Genomic DNA, 17276 nt, shown 5'->3' with positions numbered 1-17276 from the left:
GCACCCTTTTAACACTGCTTACTGCGAACGCTGGCGTAGCTGTTCAAGTAGCTCCTGGGTCGCAAACCCATCCGGTATCAACCCTTGATCACGCTGAAAGTTCCGCAAACCTTGCCGGGTGTTGGGCCCCATAATGCCGTCCGCGCCGCCTACAGAGTATCCTACCCGGTTCAATGCGCGCTGAAGTTCTTGAACATTGTCACGGGTAAGTGGCGCTTGATCCCGGGGCCAGCTGTGCTGAATGCCCTCGCGTCCAGCGATCGCATCGCCTAAAGTCGCAACGGCCAGTGCATAACTGGTGGCATTGTTATAGCGTAAAATCGCACGGAAATTAGCACCTACCAAAAATGCAGGGCCATTAGCGCCAGCGGGTACCACGATAGCGGCGCTATCGAAGTTCGGCAATTCGCCCTGCTGCGCCTGTACGCCTTGGTTGCGCCACTCGGCACTGCTGCGGCGTTCGGTCTGGGCGTAATCAAACCCTTCGGGCAGGCGTACCTCAATACCCCAGGGTTGACCGGTTTGCCATCCGGCTCGGTCAAGATAGTTGGCCGTTGATGCCATGACATCAGGGATGCTGTCCCAAATATCGCGCCGACCGTCACCGTCGCCATCGACGGCATAGGCTTCGAAGCTACTGGGAATAAACTGAGTATGTCCCATCGCCCCAGCCCAGGAGCCCTTCATGTCTTCAGCAGCGATATCACCTTGATCAATAATCCGTAACGCCGCGAGCAGCTCACCTCGAGCAAAGTCACGGCGTCGACCATCGTAAGCCAGCGTGGCCAGGGACTCCAACGTCGAAAAATCGCCAAAATTACTGCCATAGTTACTTTCGATGCCCCAAATGGCGACGATTATTTCTGCTGGCACCCCATAGCGCTGCTCCATTTGCTGAGCAGTGTCACGGTGATCAGCCAGCTTTTCTTGACCGTTAGTAATACGCGTGGATGAAACCGCGGTATCCAGATACTCCCAAATAGGGCGAACAAATTCGGGCTGGTAGCCGTCGAGTTCAATCACACGCTCACGATAACGAACGCCATCCAGGGCGTTGCTTAATGTGGCTTCGCTGACCCCTTGGCCTGCAGCGTACTGGCGAAAATCTCGAAGCCACTGCTGAAAATTAGCATAGCTAACCTCAGAAGCAGCCTGGGTATCGACTTCTGACATTAGCTGAGGGTTAGCGACCGCTACGCTTGCCGCGAAAGGAGCGCTTAGCGCTGCGACTATGGAAACACACAAAAGAGGGCTGCAGCGCCGCCCAATAGAGAAATTACCAGACATTATATCGATCCTTAGGCAGTCCTTGGCATATCTGGAATGATGGCCTAGAAAAGAGGTAGATACTAGGGTCTGGCCGAAGGTGATAATTACTTTATAACGCTCTCCACGGCGGACGACTCAGCTAAAGTGCCTACTTCACAGCGAGGAATTAGCCATCGCTCCCACTGCTCGGGCACAACGCAGGGAGCATCAAACCTCAAGGGGTCTGCACGCCACGGCTGATGGCGCTCCAGGCCATTGGGCAGTGTTTCGAGCTGCTCCAGCCAGTGAGCAACATAGAGCCCCTGGGGATCGTAATGGCCCGCCTGTTTAAGCACATTAAAGTAACGATCTTGGCGAGGATCGCGCCCAACACCAGCAATATAGCGCCAATTGCCCCAGTTGCTGGCCACGTCATAATCAATCAGGCAGTGCTCGAACCATAACGCCCCCAAACGCCAATCTACCTTTAAGTCTTTAACTAAAAAGCTGGCCACGTTTTGCCGGGCACGATTGGATAGCCAGCCAGTGTGGAGTAGTTCCAGCATAGCGGCATCCACAAACGGCAACCCCGTGGTGCCGTTACGCCAGGCATCGAAAGCGGCACACGGCTGGTCAGTCTGGCGTGAGCCAAACATTTTCGTCCCTTCCAACTGAGCGGCACAGATAAAATACTCCCGCCAGAGCAGTTCGAAGCTAATCCAGTAGCTTGACTCATTACTGCCGTTTTCCGCTTCCCATGCTTTCACAGCCTCATAGACTTGACGAGCTGACAGGCAACCTCGCGCCAGCCAGGGTGAAACGCGGGTTGAAAAATTAGCCCCCAATAGCCCGTTGCGGGTTTTCTTGTAGGTTTCACCGCCCTGTTGACGCCACAAGTAATCATTCAGACGCCCATGAGCCGCTGACTCTCCTCCCCTATAAGCGTAACCTTGGCGAGGATCGGGCTGCCAGGTAGCGCTCTGCTCACAGACGGCTTTTAGCGGCGGAAATCCCCTTGCCGCCTCGGGCCAAGGGGGCAACGTTATTGGAGCGCAGCGGCTGGCAGGCACAGCACATTCGCTCTCCACACTGCGCCTAAAGGCAGAAAAACTCCCAGGCAGCGCTTCCCGCTCAAAAGGCAGCGCCTTTCGATCAATGAGTCGCCCACTCTCTATGCAATTGAGGGCCGTTTGACTAGGCAGGCCTTGCTCAACCGCCTGAATATGCGCGAATTCCTCAACCCCTGCATGGTCAGCAACACGCACCTCTCGTGCGTTTAGCTTTGACGCCAACTCAATCACCACATCACTGGGCTTGCCAATGCGCACCAGCAGATCGCTGCCACGCTTTAGGAGCTCACCACGCAACTCCATTAAGCTTTGCCATAAAAAGCGCAACCGCGCAGGCCCAATACGCGGCGTTGATTCGCCGTCAAATAATGGCAAGAACCATCGCTCATCTAACACGTAGATACACATCAGATAACTAGGAGGAGAGGCAAAGTGTAAAAGAGGATTATCAGCAATACGCAGGTCGTCTTGCAGCCAGACAATATCAATCGTGCTGTACATGCTTGTGCCTCCTAGGGGTACATTCCTGCCCAGAACTTGGTGCTATCACCGTGGCTTGCTTGGCTACTTGGCACTACGACGGCACCGCTCACTGCAGTAGCGCACCTCGTCCCAGCAGCGTGCCCATTTTTTCCGCCAGAGAAACGGTCGCTGGCATTGAGCACAGTCTTTCTGTGGCAGGTGTTGTTTGCGTCGCATGGTCACGTTTAATCACATTTCTGCGGGGCATGGGGTAAAACATGAACGCATTATCTTATACAGTACAATTATTGTACATGATTTTTTATTGTACATTATTTGTTAAGGGCGAACTAATTACTCGTGTCTTAATACACCCCATCTCCAGACGCAAAAAAAACCACCCGAAGGTGGCTTAGCAGCGGTTATTCAATGGCTACTACGCTGTGATTTGCTCTAGTCAAGCCTAGTCAGGGTCAGTCTCGCGGGGTTGGCGCTTGGCGTTTTCCTGGGTTTCCAGGCCGCTTTTAAGCTCATGGGTTAAGGGATCATAGTTCGGGCGCAACTCATCCTTTACGGTACCGCTCCACAGCTTCGAGCCAACAAAGTACCCGGCACGGCCAATCACGTGGGCCGCCACGGGGGCGGTCATCAGGATAAACACGATGATGGCAAATGAGCGGGCCACGATCCCCACTTCAGCAAAGTGCATGGCCGCTGCCAACATAATTAAGATAACGCCTAACGCCGCGGCCTTGGTAGTGGCATGCATGCGGGTTAACAAATCGGGCAACCGCAGCAATCCGACTGAGGCAAGCAGTATAAATAGTGCACCACCAATGATTAACGCGCCCTTTATGAAATCAATCATCCCTTGGGCCTCCCCTTTCCAAAAAGCGCGCAAACGCAATTGCCGCTAAGAACCCCATTAATGCGATCACAATGGCGGCATCCAGAAAGCTAGCCACGTCAGACTTGATGGCATAAACCCCGACCAATCCCACCACGGTGGTAGAAAAAAGCTCTAACGCCACCACCCGATCAGGCAAACTCGGCCCGCGCACTACACGCACAAAAGTAAAGATAAGCGCCAAGCTCATGATGACTTGGCTTATTAAAATGACGGTATCCATTAGCGAAATAGCTCCAAAGCCCGGTGCTCCATCTCTTTTAAGTTGCGCCGTAGCTCCTCTTCATTGTCTAAAAACATCGCGTGGATATACAAGACCTTACGGTCATCTGATACATCCAGGCTCAACGTTCCTGGTGTCAATGAAATCAGATTGGCTACCAGAGTAATTTCCATTTCGGTACGCGCGGAAAGCGGCATCGCAATGACCCCAGGCTTCATATGCCAAGGGGGGGTGACAATATCAAAAGCGACACGCAAGTTGGCTTGAACAAGTTCTTTTAGAAAAAAACCAATAAAGCCGATAAAACGCGGTACTCGCGCAGGATAGCCTTTTAGGGAATCAAGCTGAGGTTCGATGAGTATCAGCGTAATGTAGCCAAATATTAGCCCGACAAGGAGGTTTAAGCCGCTAAAATCACCGCTTAACAGTACCCAAGCAAGGCCTAGCAGTAGGTTCCAAATGGCTCCGGTCATTGCGCTGCCTCCCCAGCATCCGCCTCAGGTTGATCTTCTGCCGCCCCCGTTGGCTGCAGCAGAACATCGTCTGCACTGGCTGAAGCACCCAATACGGCTTCGATATATCCCGAAGGTTCAAACAGTTGATCACCAATACCCATCATCACCCACATAATAGGTTCTGCAAGCACACCAATGAGCAGAGAAAATAACGCCAACACCATAACGGGCGAATACATCATCCACAGGCTAGGCTTTAACAGCCGACCGTCGTCACCAGTGGGCGTGGCAGTCGCAGGCACGTCGTTATCTTCGGGTAACGACTTCCAAAACACTTCATTCCAAATTTTCACCATGGAATAAAGCGTCATTAATCCCACCGCCAGTGCAATACCGGTCACCACATAGGCTTCAACTTCCAGGCCCGCACGCACAATTACAAATTTGGCAAAAAAGCCTGACAGCGGCGGTATCCCCGCCAGCGAGAAGGCAGAAAGAAAGAACGCCACGGCAAGCCAAGGGCGATCTCGGTACAGCCCGCCCATTTTTTTAAGCTGGTAGGTTCCCTGCAAACGGTGGGTGATACCACTGATCAAGAAGAGATTGGTCTTCACCACCATGTTATGCACGATGGCAAACACGCCACCGGCGATCGCCAAAGGTGTGTAAAGAGCTAAGCCTAAGATCATATAGCCAATCTGGCTGACGATATGAAACGACAAGATTCGCCTAAACTCATGCTGGGCGGCGGCACCGAGCACGCCTGTTACCATGGTGAAGGCAGCACCCCAGAGCATAATCTCCTGGAGATAGCCCATGGTTTGATCGAACATCAGGGTGAAGACACGGAACATCGCATACACCCCCACCTTGGTGAGCAACCCGGCAAACAGCGCCGAAACAGCGACAGGCGGGGTGTGATACGAGGCTGGCAGCCAGAAAAATAGCGGAAAGGCGGCGGCTTTGATGCCGAAGGCCACCATAAACATGACCGCAAGCACTTCCACCATACCGGTGTGCTCTGCCTCATCCATGCGCAACGCAATGTCGGCCATGTTGAGTGTACCCACCATGCCATAGAGTAGCCCCACCGCGGTCAGGAAGATGACCGATGCCAACAGGTTCAAGGTGACGTACTTAATCGCCCCTTCCATCTGCGCGCGTTCTCCCCCCAGAATCAGCAGCGTAAAAGAGGCCACCAGCATTACCTCAAACCATACATAGAGGTTAAAGATATCGCCGGTTAAGAAGGCCCCCATCACCCCGGCGAGCAGCAGGTGCATTAACGGATAGTAGCCAAATTTTTCGTGGCCGCGGCCAGTGGTGGCCAGCGAGTAAACACCCATTGCCAAACCGATAAGAGCGGTCATTAACACCATCACCGCACTTAACAGATCGGCTATTAAGGTAATCCCGAAGGGAGCTGGCCAGCTACCCATTTGCATGGTGACATAGCCATCTGACAACGTAGATACAAACAGCCACAGGCTAACCATGAGTAGCGCAACATTACCTGCCACCGCCAAAAAGCGCTGCATGGGGCGCGCGCGCCAAAACAACAAGGAAACTGCCCCGGTTAGCAGGGGCAAGAGGACGGGAAGAGCAACTTCAGGCCTCACGTATCAGTATCCTTCATCTTATCGAGATCATCAGCCTTAACGACTTCGTAGGCGCGTCGAATCAATACCACGGCAAAGGCAAGCACCCCAAAGGCAATCACAATGGCCGTCAGCACAACCGCTTGGGGTAAGGGGTCGGCTACCCCGCTGGGCGGCAGCATCATCCCCTCAGGGATAAGCGGAGGTGCTCCACGGGTCATGCCCGCCGTGGTAAAAATCAGTAAATTGGCGGCATTAGAGAGCAGCATCAAGCCAATCACCAATTTGACGATAGAGCGGCGCAACATCATAAAAATAGCCGTCGCATACAGCAGGCCAATCGCCACTGCCATTAATGGTTCCATGCTGTGCCTCCTGTTAACTCAAGGTTCATCCTTGTCGACCTCCATAAGCGTCATCACCATGCCGGTGACCGAACCCAGCACAGCAAAATAGACGCCTACATCGAAAATCAGCGGCGTGGAAGCTTTAAAGTCGATAACCGGGATAGTCCACCACTGGGCTGTCAGAAATGGCTGCCCCATAAACCAGGCAGGCACTACCGAGATCATTCCCAGCAATAGCCCAACCCCAATCAGGTCTCGGGGGTCGACCATGCGCAGCACTTCTTTGGTGGCACTTACACCAAAGGCAAACAGATACAGCGTAAACGCCCCTGCCGCTACCAAGCCGGCAATAAATCCTCCGCCCGGCTCGTCATGCCCCCGCAGCAATAGGAAAATAGAAAACATCAGTTGCAGCGGCATTAAAAACCGTGCGGCGGTATTAAGAATAATCGTGCCTGACTTAACCATCGTAAGGCTCCTTGGCAGCTACTTTACTGCTGTCGGTGGTTTTGGTGTTATTGCGTAGCTTTAACATGGCGATCACGCCGATGGCGGCAAGCGCTAACACGAACATCTCACCTAAGGTATCCAGGGCACGGTAGTCGACCAAAATGACGTTAACGATGTTGCGGCCATACGCCAAAGGCGCGCTGTTCTCAATCATGTAGGTCGAAATGGGCTCAAACTGTTGAATGCTCCAGGAGGTCATAATCAGTAGGCAGATCAAGATACCCACCATAGCGGCCACCACGCCGTCGCGTATGCGCTCCAAGCTGGTGGAAAGATTCGAGAAGCGTGGCAGGCGAAACAGCACCAGTACCAGCAAAATAACCGTTAAGGTCTCTACCAGCAGTTGGGTAATCGCTAAATCTGGCGCACTGAACAGAACAAAAATCAATGCAATGGAAAAACCCATGATGCCCACGGAAACCACTGCCCCCAGCCGCGATCGAGAAATGGTCGCAAACAGTGCCCCCATCACCATAGTGCCAGCCACGACTACCTCGTGAAAACGCACATCCAGGTCAACGGCAAACACAGGCGAATGGCGTAATAGAATTGAATTACCGATCAGTGCAATAAGCGTCGCTAACATCACTAAAATGTAGTTACGCATATAGCCGTTTTGGAGCAGCCGAGTTTGCCACTCTGAGAAGTGCACAATGCCATTCATCATGCTTTCATACCCAGCCTCGGGGCCATGGCGCATCACCGGTGCCAATACAGAGAGCTTGCCACGCACGCTGTCCCAACGCCTAAACAGCAAAAAGCCTAAACCAAGGCTAACGATCGACATTATCAACGCGACGTTAATGCCATACCAAAGCGACAGCGCCACTTCTACTGTTTGCCCGGATATAGCAGTGGCGGTTGCCGTTAACAACGCATCAGCACCCAGCACAGCGGGCATCAAGCCTAACAGGAGAGACCCTAGTGCGAGCAACGCGGGCCCAAGCAGCATACCAGGCGGGGCTTCATGTGGTTCAAGCGGGGTTTGGTGACGCTTACCGTAAAAAGGACGTAGCGCCACAATGAAAGCAACGGCGATAGTTAAAATAGATGCCAGAAAGGCGAACAGCACCAGTAGTGTTCGGAAGCTATCGGCACCGAGAACTGATTCAAGCATCAGTTCTTTACCGATAAAACCGAGTAGCGGCGGCACACCGGCAAGCGAAAGCGCAGCCACCAACGCAATGGTGGCAGTCAGCGGCATCACTGAGCGTAACCCGCCCATCTGGGTGACATCTTTCGTGCCGGTCTCATGATCGAGAATACCGGCGACCATAAACAGCGCCCCTTTATACAGCGAGTGCGCGAGCAGGAAGGTAACAAACGCGGTCATCGCGTACTCGGTGCCGATGCCCAATAGCATCGTCAGCGTGCCCAGCGCCATAATGGTCGAGTAAGCGAGCAGCTTTTTGATATTGGTGTGATGAATCGCTAAAAACGCACCCACCAGCATAGTGGTTGCGCCGACCACGGAAAGAACGCCAACCCACATCGCAGTGCCACCCAGCTCCGGGTGTAAGCGTGCCAGCAGATAAATACCCGCTTTCACCATGGTGGCCGAGTGCAGGTAAGCCGAAACCGGAGTCGGCGCGGCCATGGCGTTGGGTAACCAAAAGTGAAACGGAAACTGAGCCGATTTGGTGAAGGCACCCAGTAGCAAACAGATCAGCATAGGCGTGTAGAGTGCATGTTCACGCAGGTCAGCCTCCTGATCGAGAATCTCCGCCAGCGACCAGCTACCGCTGGCAATCCCTAGCAGCACCAGCCCAGCCATTAATGCTAACCCACCCGCCACGGTAACGAATAAGCCCTGCCGCGCTGATTTACGTGCATTGATATCAGCGTGGTTAAAACCAATCAGCAAATAGGAGGTAATGCTGGTCAATTCCCAAAAAACGAATAGCGTTAATAGGCCGTCAGCTAGTACCAGCCCCAGCATCGACACCATGAAGGCGACCAAGGCGATGTGAAATCGGGCAAGATCAGGGTGATCTTTAAGGTAGCCGCCGGCATATACCAGCACGCAGGCCCCCATAACGGTAATCAATAACCCAAAGAGTAACGATAGACCGTCCAACAGGAAGGTAAGGCTGATTCCCAGAGAAGGCACCCACTGCCACTCTAAAAGCAGGCTACCGTTCTCAATGACCTCAGGGGCTTGAAGTGCCAACCACGCCGCCAATCCGGCAGGAAATAGAGCCAATACTAGGCTGGCACGCTGGCCGAACCAGTGGTTTAACATTGGCGATAGCGCCGCCAGTACGAACCCCATTAAAACGGCAAATTGTATCAAGCGAAACCTCCTGAAAAACGAAAGGCTCACCACCAAGACAGCCGCTAGCGGTTAGACACCTTACTTTGCCAATAATATGCCAGCGTTGAATAATAGTGATTCTAAAGTTGTACACCATATAACAGGCAGTTTTGACTGACCAGTCAAACGCTTAAACGCAAACAGCCGCACAGCGATTAATTTCGCAGGGCGGCTGCTATTAGCTTTCAGTTATGACGAGTAGCTAGCTAAACGCTAGGGTTTGGGGCCGATAGCCATCCTGCTAATTCATTGTTGATGACTGCTAACAGTGCCTCAATATGGTCATCGCGATCATTCAGGCAAGGTATATAGCTGAACGTTTCGCCACCCGCTTCCATAAAGCTATCGCGAATCTCCTCTTCGATCTCTTCCAAGGTTTCAACACAGTCGGAAGAGAAGGCAGGCGACATAATCGCAATGTGCTTATGCCCCTGCTCGGCGAGTTCTGCCACATGCTTAACGGTTTGTGGGCCGACCCATTTTTCAGGGCCAAACTGCGACTGGAAAGCGGTATCCACTTCCTCTTTGCTAAAACCAAGCTTCTCACGGAGCAGGCGCGTCGTTTTCTGGCACTGACAGTGGTAAGGATCACCCTCCATCAGGTAGCGCTCGGGAACGCCATGGTAGCTGGCCACCAGCTTGGTCGGCCGGGTCGAGAAACCGTCGTAGGCTTCTTGTACCGAGTTGGCCAACGCCTGAACGTAGGCAGGATGTTCAAAATAAGCGGGCACCGTACGTATATAAGGCTGCCACTTCATCTTCATCAGGGTGCGAAACGCCTGATCATTCGCCGTCGCCGTGGTGGGAGAACCGTACTGAGGGTATAGCGGAAAAAACACGATTCGCTCGCAGCCCTTCTCTTTTAATCGCGTCAGCACGCTTTCCGTCGAGGGATTACCGTAGCGCATGCAGAAATCGACCTCGACATCGTCACCATAAAGCGCCTTTAACCGTGCGGTCATCTTCTCGGTCTGGGCGCGCGTCGTTGTTAGCAGCGGGCTTTCGTTTTTCTCGTTATTCCAGATTCCCCGGTAGGCCTTGCCCGATGAGAACGGACGCTTGGTCAAAATAATCAGCTGTAGCAACGGCTGCCATTTCCAACCGGCATAGTCGACCACACGCTTATCAGAAAGAAACTCATTAAGGTAACGACGCATTGACCAGTAGTCGGTGGCATCCGGGGTTCCCAGGTTTGCCAGCACAACACCCACCTTGGCGCGCGCTACCGGCGGATGCTCGCTGGGTGCATGGGCCAAGCGGCCCTCGCCCGGCTGATCCTTGACGACATTCTCGGTCATTACTCATGCTCCTGAAAAATAACGATGGTGCTCAGTACATCTATCAATTAATTAAATCTTATCACTTTTCGGCAAAGTGGCGGCATAAAGTTATACTATCGGCATTATTTGTATAACTACAGGCCAACTTATGTCCAAGCCTTTGCTTTTAGTGCTCGGCGACCAGCTCTCGTTTTCACTCACAACGCTGCAAGACGCGCCCGCCAATGCCGTGGTTGCCCTGTGCGAAGTTGCCGAGGAAGCGCGCTATGTTCCCCATCATATCCATAAAATTGGCCTCTTTTTGGCTGCCATGCGTCACTTTGCCCAGGCACTGCGCGAAAAAGGCTTTCAAGTGCACTACAGCGCGCTGGATAATGCAGATAACTGCCACTCCCTTATTGAAGAAGCTGAACGCATCGCACAACAGTATGGCTGCGATGAGATACGCGTTGCCCGACCTGGCGAATGGCGGCTTTGGGAGACGATGCAGCAGCGCGAAAACGCAACGATTCCGTGGCGACTTCTTGAGGACGAGCGCTTTTTCACTACACCCGATGACTTTAGCCAATGGGCAAGCGGCCGCAAACAGCTACGCCTTGAGTACTTTTACCGGGAACAGCGCAAGCGCACCGGGTACTTGATGGAGGGCGACGAACCCGTTGGCGGCAAATGGAATTTTGACCACGACAATCGCCAGCCTATCAAAGCCGCACTGGATTTCCCTGAGCTACCTCAACATCGCCAGGATGCGATCACCCAAGAAGCGCTAAACGATGCCAAGCGCCATTTTGGCGACCATATGGGGTCTCTGGATAATTTCAACCTGCCAGTCACTCGTCGACAAGCGCTGGTGGATTTACACCATTTTATAGACCATGGATTGGCTGATTTTGGCCGCTATCAAGATGCAATCAGTGACTCTGCACCTTATTTGTATCACTCGCGCCTCTCAGCTGCGATGAACATCGGCCTGCTGTCGCCCCATGAAGTCTGCGAAGCCGCCGAGCAGCGCTACTATGACGGAGATGTGCCGATCAACGCCGTCGAAGGGTTTATCCGCCAGATACTTGGCTGGCGCGAGTACGTGCGAGGGCTCTACTGGACACAGATGCCTAGCTACAAAAGCGCTAATCAATTAGGTTTTGAGCGCGATCTGCCCGCGTTTTACTGGGACGCGGATACCGATATGCGCTGCCTACAGCGCGCTATTCAGATGACCATCGACAATAGCTACGCCCACCATATTCAACGACTGATGGTGACAGGCAATTTCGCCTTACTATGCGGAGTTAAACCTGAGGCGCTATGCGACTGGTACTTGGCGGTTTATGCCGATGCCAGTGAGTGGGTAGAGTTGCCTAATACGCTGGGGATGGTGCTCCATGCCGACGGCGGCTTAATGGGCTCGAAGCCCTACTGTGCGTCGGGCAAGTATATCGACAAAATGTCCGACCATTGTCAGCACTGCCGTTACTCACCCAAGCAGGTCACGGGGCCAAAAGCCTGCCCTTTCAACAGCCTTTACTGGCACTTTCTCGAAACCAACGCTGAGCGCCTGAGTAAGAACCCTCGTATGAAGCTGATTTACGGCTCCCTCAACCGCATGGCCGATGAGAAGCGCGAGGCTATCCGCCAAAAGGCTGAGCACTTTTTGGATCAATTGGAAACATCGCCTGACTACGGGCAGCCCTACCACACAGCAGGTTATTCGGCCAATACCAACCAGGAGTCACCATGAGCCGCTACACGCCACTACATGCTGCACCGCCAGTTATGCTATTTCACGATGGTCACTGCCCCTTTTGCCAACAGGAAGTCGCGTGGCTGGAAAAGCATCGCCATCGGGAACACATCGCGCTGGTAGATATCCAGGCCCGTGATTTTAACGCTCAGGCGTATGGGCAAGAATTTAACGCCATGATGGGCCAGTTGCACCTGCGTGATAGTCAAGGGAGATGGTACATCGGCATGGATGCCAGCCGTGCCCTCTATGCAGTGTTGGGCTATCGGCGGCTGGTGAGGTTTTCGTGCTTACCGGGAGTACACGGCATAATGAATGCCGGTTACCGATTTTTTGCCCGTCGCCGAATTCGGCTTGGGCAGTGGTGGGAAAAGCGTCAGGCTAAACGTTGATGGGTGAGAGCAGCGTTAAAAAACAAGCGGCATACGCGATGTGAGCGGCTCACTATAGTGCGCGTCGCGGCCTATCACTTCATCGTGGGGCACATGCTGTACTAGGTAAGCGCGATGAATCCCGGCGCGCTTGAGATCCATATAGGCATCATCCAGCGAGCGAAACAGCATCGGCTTGGTACGCTGCGTCAGCATATGGCGCTCGCCTTCAACGTCTTCCAGCTCAATCTGATAAAAACGGCTGCCCGAATGGGTAATCACGCGAATTTCAAAATTGTCGTGATTGGCGACAAATTGCTTAAGATCCTTAAGTTCCATGGTTCCCTCCTATTATTTGGCTATTTCATACGTTATGTCATCAGGGCACAGCATGACTGCGCCCCATGACACTTCTATTGCCCTGTCATTGCAATGTAATGACAATAAGCAATAACTAGACATTAATAGCTAGGAGGTCAATATCGCAAGAGAGTTCCTGACCGGCAGGTCAAGATATCAATCGATCATTGATATTCAGAGGGGTCGATCGCTTTGCCAAGCGAATTGCGGTCAATCCAGTTGCCGCCTTTAGTCTCTTTGTAGCGGAACACGACCTTATCTCCCACCGTCACAGGCAGCTCACCATCTTCAGTCTGGTAACTATACTTCTCGCCTGCGACCACTAAATGGTAGCGATAAAGATCCGGCATACCTAGCCACTCTTTAAAAGGGCCTTCGCGCTCTATCGCCTCTAGCTCACCGCGACCTTCTAACTTAGGAAGACGCTGCCGGTTACCGCGCCGAAATCCACCTGCCATTTGCTGCTCCCGTTTTTACATATCGTGGGTGAGGCATTATACGAACTCGCCCCCCATCCTCAAGCTACTTATCACTAGCCTGTCATCACAAACCAGTCATCATTAACTTAGTCGCCGAACGCTTGGCCGTAACTATCCGGGGCCAAATCCTCAAAGCGGGTATATTTGCCGATAAAGGCCATATGCACCGTGCCAATAGGACCATTACGCTGCTTACCGATAATTAACTCAGCAATCCCCTGATTGTCGGGATTATCTGGATTATAGACCTCATCGCGATAAACGAAGGCAATGACGTCGGCATCCTGCTCGATCGCACCAGATTCCCTCAGATCCGACATAACCGGGCGTTTGTTGGGGCGCTGCTCCAAGGAGCGGTTCAACTGAGAAAGAGCTACCACAGGGCAGTTAAACTCTTTCGCCAACCCCTTCAAGGAGCGCGAAATCTCGGAAATCTCACCGGTGCGGTTTTCGCTAAAGCCAGGGATCTGCATCAACTGAAGATAATCGATCATGACCAGTGCGATATTGCCATGTTCACGCACCACACGGCGCAACCTTGAGCGCATTTCGTTAGGCGACAAGGCCGCGGTGTCGTCGATAAACAGCTGTTTATCTTTGAGCAGATTAACCGCTGAGGTTAAACGCGGCCAATCCTCGTCCTCCAGTTGCCCGGTACGCACACGGGTTTGATCGATTCGGCCCAGGGAAGACAGCATCCTCAGCATGAGCGACTCTGCGGGCATCTCCATGGAGAACACCATGACTGGCTTGTCGCTGGAAATCACCGCATGTTCAACCAGGTTCATAGCGAAGGTCGTTTTACCCATCGAGGGTCGACCGGCGATGACCACCATATCGGATGGCTGCAACCCGGTGGTCATTTCATCCAGATCACGAAAACCAGTGGAAAGCCCGGTCATTTCACCTTTCAGATTAAACAGCTCATCAATACGATCCACCGCCTTGGTCAATAGATCGCTCATGCCAATGGGGCCGCCCGTTTTGGGGCGCTCCTCGGCAATCTGGAACACTAACCGCTCGGCTTCGTTAAGCAATTCATCAGCCGGGCGCCCCTGGGGAGTAAAGGCACTATCGGCAATTTGATTAGCCGCACGGATCAGCTTGCGCAGCGTTGCCCGCTCACGCACGATATCAGCATAGGCGCGAATATTACTGGCAGAGGGCGTGTTACGAGCAAGCTCTGCCAAAAACGCCAGGCCGCCTACGGTATCCAAGTGATCACGCGCTTCCAGCGCTTCAGAAAGCGTCACCACATCCAGCGGCTGACCGGCTTCAGCCAGATGAATCATCACGTTGAACACCAAACGGTGCTCATAGCGGTAGAAGTCATCAGCGACCAACCGCTCTGAAACGTTATCCCAGGCCTGGTTGTCTAGCATGAGCCCGCCTAGTACCGACTGCTCCGCCTCTAATGAATGCGGCGGCAGTTTTAGCGCTGCCGTTTCTGTATCAGCAGAAGGCTGGTCCTGCATAGCGAGCTCCTTTAAACACTACTGCGTAGCCGGTGAAGATGCTTATCTTAGCCGCATGCGGTGCGACTACCAACATGATCAAGGCGTTGTCTTAAAATACCCAGCGGGGGATGGGCTGGATAGTTTTGGCAACGCCCAAAAAATAGCGAATATCCAGAACTAGCGGATACCCGGAAAAACAAAAGGCGCGGGAGAAACCCCGCGCCTTTTGAGGCAGCTGTATTAGCTGCCGTTAGTAACGACTTTACGTCGTTACTAACTTAACTACTCGCTCAATTACTCTGCAACTACCACTACGCGTACAACGGCATCCACTTCAGCGTGCAAGTGAAGAGTGATGTCGTATTCGCCAGTTTGACGAATTGGGCCATTTGGCATGCGGACTTCGCTTTTGGCAATATCGATGCCAGCAGAGGAAATCGCGTCGGCCAGGTCACGCGGACCAATAGAACCAAACAGCTTGCCTTCATCGCCTGCTTTGGAAACCAAAGACAGTTCGATGTCGTTTAGCTGCTCAGCGCGCGCTTCGGCTTCTGCCTTACGCTCAGCGGCTTGCGCTTCGAGCTCAGCACGCTGTGCTTCAAACGCTTCGATGTTGTCTTTGGTGGCCGGTACGGCTAAGCCGTAAGGCACCAAGTAGTTACGACCATAACCAGGCTTCACGGTGACCTTGTCACCCAGGCCGCCCAGCTTACCAATGTTGTCGAGCAGAATGACTTCCATCTCGTAAACCTCTTGTCAGTTGCTGCGGGCAAGGCGTGCGCGAACGTTCGCGAATGTATCAATCAGCCCCAACAGCAGCACAATGAGAATCGTGGGCCAGGTCGTGATCAGTAGCACATAAAATGCTACCAGCCACAGCCCGTTCATCCCCTTTATTCCAATAAACCCGTGCACTAACGCAACGCCAGCTACCAACAGCGGAATCCAACCAAGCATCGCCAGCGCATGAGCGCCTAGCAGCATACCTATCACCCCAATGACGACCAGCACGGCTAGCTCTTTAGGGGTCAAGCGCAGTGCGTGAAACTCTTCGCGAAAGCCACCTGGGTTGTACAACCCAGCTTGCCAACTCCGCGCAAGTGCCAAGCACACTATGGCTGCCAACAGCACCACAAGCCCGGTTACTCCACCCACCACCAGTGCGGCAATGGTTTGAGTATCGTAGCCTTGATTGGCAAATTCCGTGAGCATGCGATCCACTTCTTCTGAACCTTCTCGCAACTGCTCAAGCATTAGCTCAGTGCCACCTGGCGGACTGAAGATGCCGAGTTGAACCATGACGGCGGCGACCAACGTCCCCACAATCAAGGTTTCCCCCCAACGCATCCTCTCGCGCAGGATAACGGCCATCAGCGTAACCAGCAGTAAGCTGGCAAGCGGAATCACATCACCCTGAGCCCACCACCAACCGGCTGGTAGTGCTGCGGCGATGATGACCGGTAGCGCAGGGGCAAAACCTCTGCGCAGCGTCATCAACGCAGCGATGGCTGCTCCTAACCAGAACAGCCAAGGCACTAGCGTTGCCAAGGCCGCCCCGCCTGCAGCGTAAGGCGTGCCCCGCATTAGCCATCGGGCTAGTGCCAGCATCACGTTAAACGCTTACTGGTGGCTATCGGAGTAGGGCAGCAGTGCCAGATAACGCGAACGCTTGATAGCGGTCGCCAACTGACGCTGATAGCGTGCTTTGGTGCCGGTAATACGGCTTGGAACGATCTTGCCGGTTTCGGTGATGTAAGCCTTCAGCGTGTCCAGATCTTTGTAATCGATCTGCTTGATGCCTTCAGCGGTGAAGCGGCAAAACTTACGGCGACGGAAAAAACGTGCCATGGACTAGCTCCTTAAAACGTGCAGTGAATAAAATCAGGCAGTTTCTTCTTCTTCAGCGCGCGGTTTTTCTTCGCGACGCGGACGTTTTTCTTCTGCCGGTTTCATCATCGGGGAAGCTTCAGTAACAGCTTCTTTGCAGCGAACAACCAGGCTGCGGATAATGGCGTCGTTGTAACGGAAGATGTTCTCGATCTCGTCGAGAGTCTCGCCGCTACATTCAACGTTCATCAGCACGTAGTGGGCTTTGTGGATCTTGTTGATTGGGTAAGCCAAGTGACGACGGCCCCAATCTTCTAGACGATGCACAGTGCCGCTGTTTTCGGTAACGATGCTGGTGTAGCGCTCGACCATTGCCGGCACCTGCTCGCTTTGATCCGGGTGGACCATAAACACGATTTCGTAATGACGCATGGGATCTCCTTGCGGTTTGACAGCTTCCTTTGTGTGCCATTGCTTAACGCAATAAACGACGACAGGGAAGCAAGGAGTTAACTGAAGTGCTCCGCCACCGCGCTAGGCGGCCACAGGGGCATCAAACAGAACTTTTCATTTCAGCAAAAGCTAATACTTCAACGACAGCTAACACCCGCTTGCAGACAAACGGGC

At 53.2% G+C, this 17276-nt stretch carries 20 protein-coding genes; 2 read left to right on the top strand and 18 right to left on the bottom strand.

Features of this window, described 5'->3' with window-relative positions:
* Positions 1-18: 18 nt before the first annotated feature.
* From K7H09_RS01360 to hemH, 11 genes are all read right to left on the bottom strand, one after another.
* Positions 19-1287 (bottom strand): lytic murein transglycosylase, encoded by a 1269-nt coding sequence (locus K7H09_RS01360; protein ID WP_027960149.1) that lies wholly within the window; start codon positions 1285-1287, stop codon positions 19-21.
* An 86-nt stretch (positions 1288-1373) separates the two neighbouring features.
* Positions 1374-2819 carry a DASH family cryptochrome gene (locus K7H09_RS01355; RefSeq protein WP_230803245.1) on the bottom strand — a complete coding sequence of 482 codons (1446 nt, stop codon included), beginning with the start codon at positions 2817-2819 and terminating at the stop codon, positions 1374-1376.
* Positions 2820-2882: 63 nt separating this feature from the next.
* Entirely contained in the window at positions 2883-3017 is a 135-nt protein-coding gene (locus K7H09_RS01350; protein WP_083868814.1) for a DUF2256 domain-containing protein, read from the bottom strand.
* A gap of 226 nt (positions 3018-3243) precedes the next feature.
* Complete coding sequence (mnhG, locus tag K7H09_RS01345; protein ID WP_007113321.1) at positions 3244-3648, bottom strand: monovalent cation/H(+) antiporter subunit G; 405 nt, start codon at positions 3646-3648, stop codon at positions 3244-3246.
* On the bottom strand, positions 3641-3910 hold the full coding sequence (locus K7H09_RS01340) for a monovalent cation/H+ antiporter complex subunit F (protein ID WP_022522735.1): 270 nt from the start codon (positions 3908-3910) through the stop codon (positions 3641-3643). Before K7H09_RS01340 ends, mnhG begins: the two co-directional genes overlap by 8 nt.
* Complete coding sequence (locus K7H09_RS01335) at positions 3910-4383, bottom strand: Na+/H+ antiporter subunit E (RefSeq protein WP_022522734.1); 474 nt, start codon at positions 4381-4383, stop codon at positions 3910-3912. The genes K7H09_RS01340 and K7H09_RS01335 overlap by 1 nt, the downstream gene beginning before the upstream one ends.
* A complete protein-coding gene (locus K7H09_RS01330) occupies positions 4380-5984 on the bottom strand; it encodes a Na+/H+ antiporter subunit D (RefSeq protein ID WP_230803243.1) in 1605 nt (534 codons plus the stop codon). Before K7H09_RS01330 ends, K7H09_RS01335 begins: the two co-directional genes overlap by 4 nt.
* Positions 5981-6328, bottom strand: coding sequence for a Na+/H+ antiporter subunit C (locus tag K7H09_RS01325; RefSeq protein ID WP_022522732.1), 348 nt, complete (start codon positions 6326-6328; stop codon positions 5981-5983). Before K7H09_RS01325 ends, K7H09_RS01330 begins: the two co-directional genes overlap by 4 nt.
* A gap of 18 nt (positions 6329-6346) precedes the next feature.
* A complete protein-coding gene (locus K7H09_RS01320; RefSeq protein WP_022522731.1) occupies positions 6347-6778 on the bottom strand; it encodes a Na+/H+ antiporter subunit B in 432 nt (143 codons plus the stop codon).
* Positions 6771-9110, bottom strand: coding sequence for a putative monovalent cation/H+ antiporter subunit A (locus K7H09_RS01315; protein ID WP_027960148.1), 2340 nt, complete (start codon positions 9108-9110; stop codon positions 6771-6773). Before K7H09_RS01315 ends, K7H09_RS01320 begins: the two co-directional genes overlap by 8 nt.
* Before the next feature lie 230 nt (positions 9111-9340).
* Positions 9341-10432 carry a ferrochelatase gene (gene hemH, locus K7H09_RS01310; RefSeq protein WP_022522729.1) on the bottom strand — a complete coding sequence of 364 codons (1092 nt, stop codon included), beginning with the start codon at positions 10430-10432 and terminating at the stop codon, positions 9341-9343.
* A 130-nt stretch (positions 10433-10562) separates the two neighbouring features.
* On the opposite strand from hemH, the gene K7H09_RS01305 reads away from it, so the two are divergent.
* Positions 10563-12152 (top strand): cryptochrome/photolyase family protein, encoded by a 1590-nt coding sequence (locus K7H09_RS01305; RefSeq protein ID WP_230803241.1) that lies wholly within the window; start codon positions 10563-10565, stop codon positions 12150-12152.
* Positions 12149-12547: a thiol-disulfide oxidoreductase DCC family protein gene (locus K7H09_RS01300; protein WP_138800491.1), complete on the top strand. Its 399-nt coding sequence runs from the start codon at positions 12149-12151 to the stop codon at positions 12545-12547. The genes K7H09_RS01305 and K7H09_RS01300 overlap by 4 nt, the downstream gene beginning before the upstream one ends.
* Before the next feature lie 15 nt (positions 12548-12562).
* Here K7H09_RS01300 and K7H09_RS01295 read toward each other — a convergent pair whose 3' ends face one another.
* From K7H09_RS01295 to rpsF, 7 genes are all read right to left on the bottom strand, one after another.
* The gene (locus K7H09_RS01295) at positions 12563-12865 is read right to left on the bottom strand and encodes a DUF6482 family protein (protein WP_022522726.1); all 303 of its coding nucleotides are present in this window, start codon (positions 12863-12865) and stop codon (positions 12563-12565) included.
* A 185-nt stretch (positions 12866-13050) separates the two neighbouring features.
* Positions 13051-13344 (bottom strand): hypothetical protein, encoded by a 294-nt coding sequence (locus K7H09_RS01290; protein WP_022522725.1) that lies wholly within the window; start codon positions 13342-13344, stop codon positions 13051-13053.
* A 107-nt stretch (positions 13345-13451) separates the two neighbouring features.
* The gene (gene dnaB / locus K7H09_RS01285; RefSeq protein WP_009287667.1) at positions 13452-14840 is read right to left on the bottom strand and encodes a replicative DNA helicase; all 1389 of its coding nucleotides are present in this window, start codon (positions 14838-14840) and stop codon (positions 13452-13454) included.
* A 276-nt stretch (positions 14841-15116) separates the two neighbouring features.
* Positions 15117-15563, bottom strand: a complete 447-nt coding sequence (gene rplI, locus K7H09_RS01280; protein WP_022522724.1) for a 50S ribosomal protein L9 — start codon at positions 15561-15563, stop codon at positions 15117-15119.
* 15 nt (positions 15564-15578) lie between these two features.
* A complete protein-coding gene (locus K7H09_RS01275; RefSeq protein WP_133730237.1) occupies positions 15579-16430 on the bottom strand; it encodes a hypothetical protein in 852 nt (283 codons plus the stop codon).
* Between the two features lie 12 nt (positions 16431-16442).
* Positions 16443-16670, bottom strand: coding sequence for a 30S ribosomal protein S18 (rpsR, locus tag K7H09_RS01270; protein ID WP_008958980.1), 228 nt, complete (start codon positions 16668-16670; stop codon positions 16443-16445).
* Between the two features lie 33 nt (positions 16671-16703).
* Positions 16704-17081, bottom strand: a complete 378-nt coding sequence (gene rpsF / locus K7H09_RS01265; RefSeq protein WP_007113338.1) for a 30S ribosomal protein S6 — start codon at positions 17079-17081, stop codon at positions 16704-16706.
* Between the last annotated feature and the right edge of the window lie 195 nt (positions 17082-17276).

It is taken from the genome of Halomonas sp. IOP_14, from assembly GCF_021021315.1.
GTDB classification, from domain to species: domain Bacteria; phylum Pseudomonadota; class Gammaproteobacteria; order Pseudomonadales; family Halomonadaceae; genus Vreelandella; species Vreelandella titanicae.
The sequence above is the reverse complement of the archived record's forward strand: the minus strand, read 5'-3'. Positions and strand labels throughout refer to the sequence as shown.

Coding starts and splice junctions, on each gene's coding strand:
- K7H09_RS01305 (WP_230803241.1), top strand. CDS start 10,563: ATGTCCAAGCCTTTGCTTTTAGTGCTCGGCGACCAGCTCTCGTTTTCA.
- rpsF (WP_007113338.1), bottom strand. CDS start 17,081: ATGCGTCATTACGAAATCGTGTTTATGGTCCACCCGGATCAAAGCGAG.
- K7H09_RS01275 (WP_133730237.1), bottom strand. CDS start 16,430: ATGCTGGCACTAGCCCGATGGCTAATGCGGGGCACGCCTTACGCTGCA.
- hemH (WP_022522729.1), bottom strand. CDS start 10,432: ATGACCGAGAATGTCGTCAAGGATCAGCCGGGCGAGGGCCGCTTGGCC.
- K7H09_RS01350 (WP_083868814.1), bottom strand. CDS start 3,017: ATGCGACGCAAACAACACCTGCCACAGAAAGACTGTGCTCAATGCCAG.
- K7H09_RS01320 (WP_022522731.1), bottom strand. CDS start 6,778: ATGGTTAAGTCAGGCACGATTATTCTTAATACCGCCGCACGGTTTTTA.
- rplI (WP_022522724.1), bottom strand. CDS start 15,563: ATGGAAGTCATTCTGCTCGACAACATTGGTAAGCTGGGCGGCCTGGGT.
- K7H09_RS01300 (WP_138800491.1), top strand. CDS start 12,149: ATGAGCCGCTACACGCCACTACATGCTGCACCGCCAGTTATGCTATTT.
- K7H09_RS01360 (WP_027960149.1), bottom strand. CDS start 1,287: ATGTCTGGTAATTTCTCTATTGGGCGGCGCTGCAGCCCTCTTTTGTGT.
- K7H09_RS01355 (WP_230803245.1), bottom strand. CDS start 2,819: ATGTACAGCACGATTGATATTGTCTGGCTGCAAGACGACCTGCGTATT.
- K7H09_RS01295 (WP_022522726.1), bottom strand. CDS start 12,865: ATGGAACTTAAGGATCTTAAGCAATTTGTCGCCAATCACGACAATTTT.
- K7H09_RS01325 (WP_022522732.1), bottom strand. CDS start 6,328: ATGGAACCATTAATGGCAGTGGCGATTGGCCTGCTGTATGCGACGGCT.
- dnaB (WP_009287667.1), bottom strand. CDS start 14,840: ATGCAGGACCAGCCTTCTGCTGATACAGAAACGGCAGCGCTAAAACTG.
- rpsR (WP_008958980.1), bottom strand. CDS start 16,670: ATGGCACGTTTTTTCCGTCGCCGTAAGTTTTGCCGCTTCACCGCTGAA.
- mnhG (WP_007113321.1), bottom strand. CDS start 3,648: ATGATTGATTTCATAAAGGGCGCGTTAATCATTGGTGGTGCACTATTT.
- K7H09_RS01290 (WP_022522725.1), bottom strand. CDS start 13,344: ATGGCAGGTGGATTTCGGCGCGGTAACCGGCAGCGTCTTCCTAAGTTA.
- K7H09_RS01340 (WP_022522735.1), bottom strand. CDS start 3,910: ATGGATACCGTCATTTTAATAAGCCAAGTCATCATGAGCTTGGCGCTT.
- K7H09_RS01335 (WP_022522734.1), bottom strand. CDS start 4,383: ATGACCGGAGCCATTTGGAACCTACTGCTAGGCCTTGCTTGGGTACTG.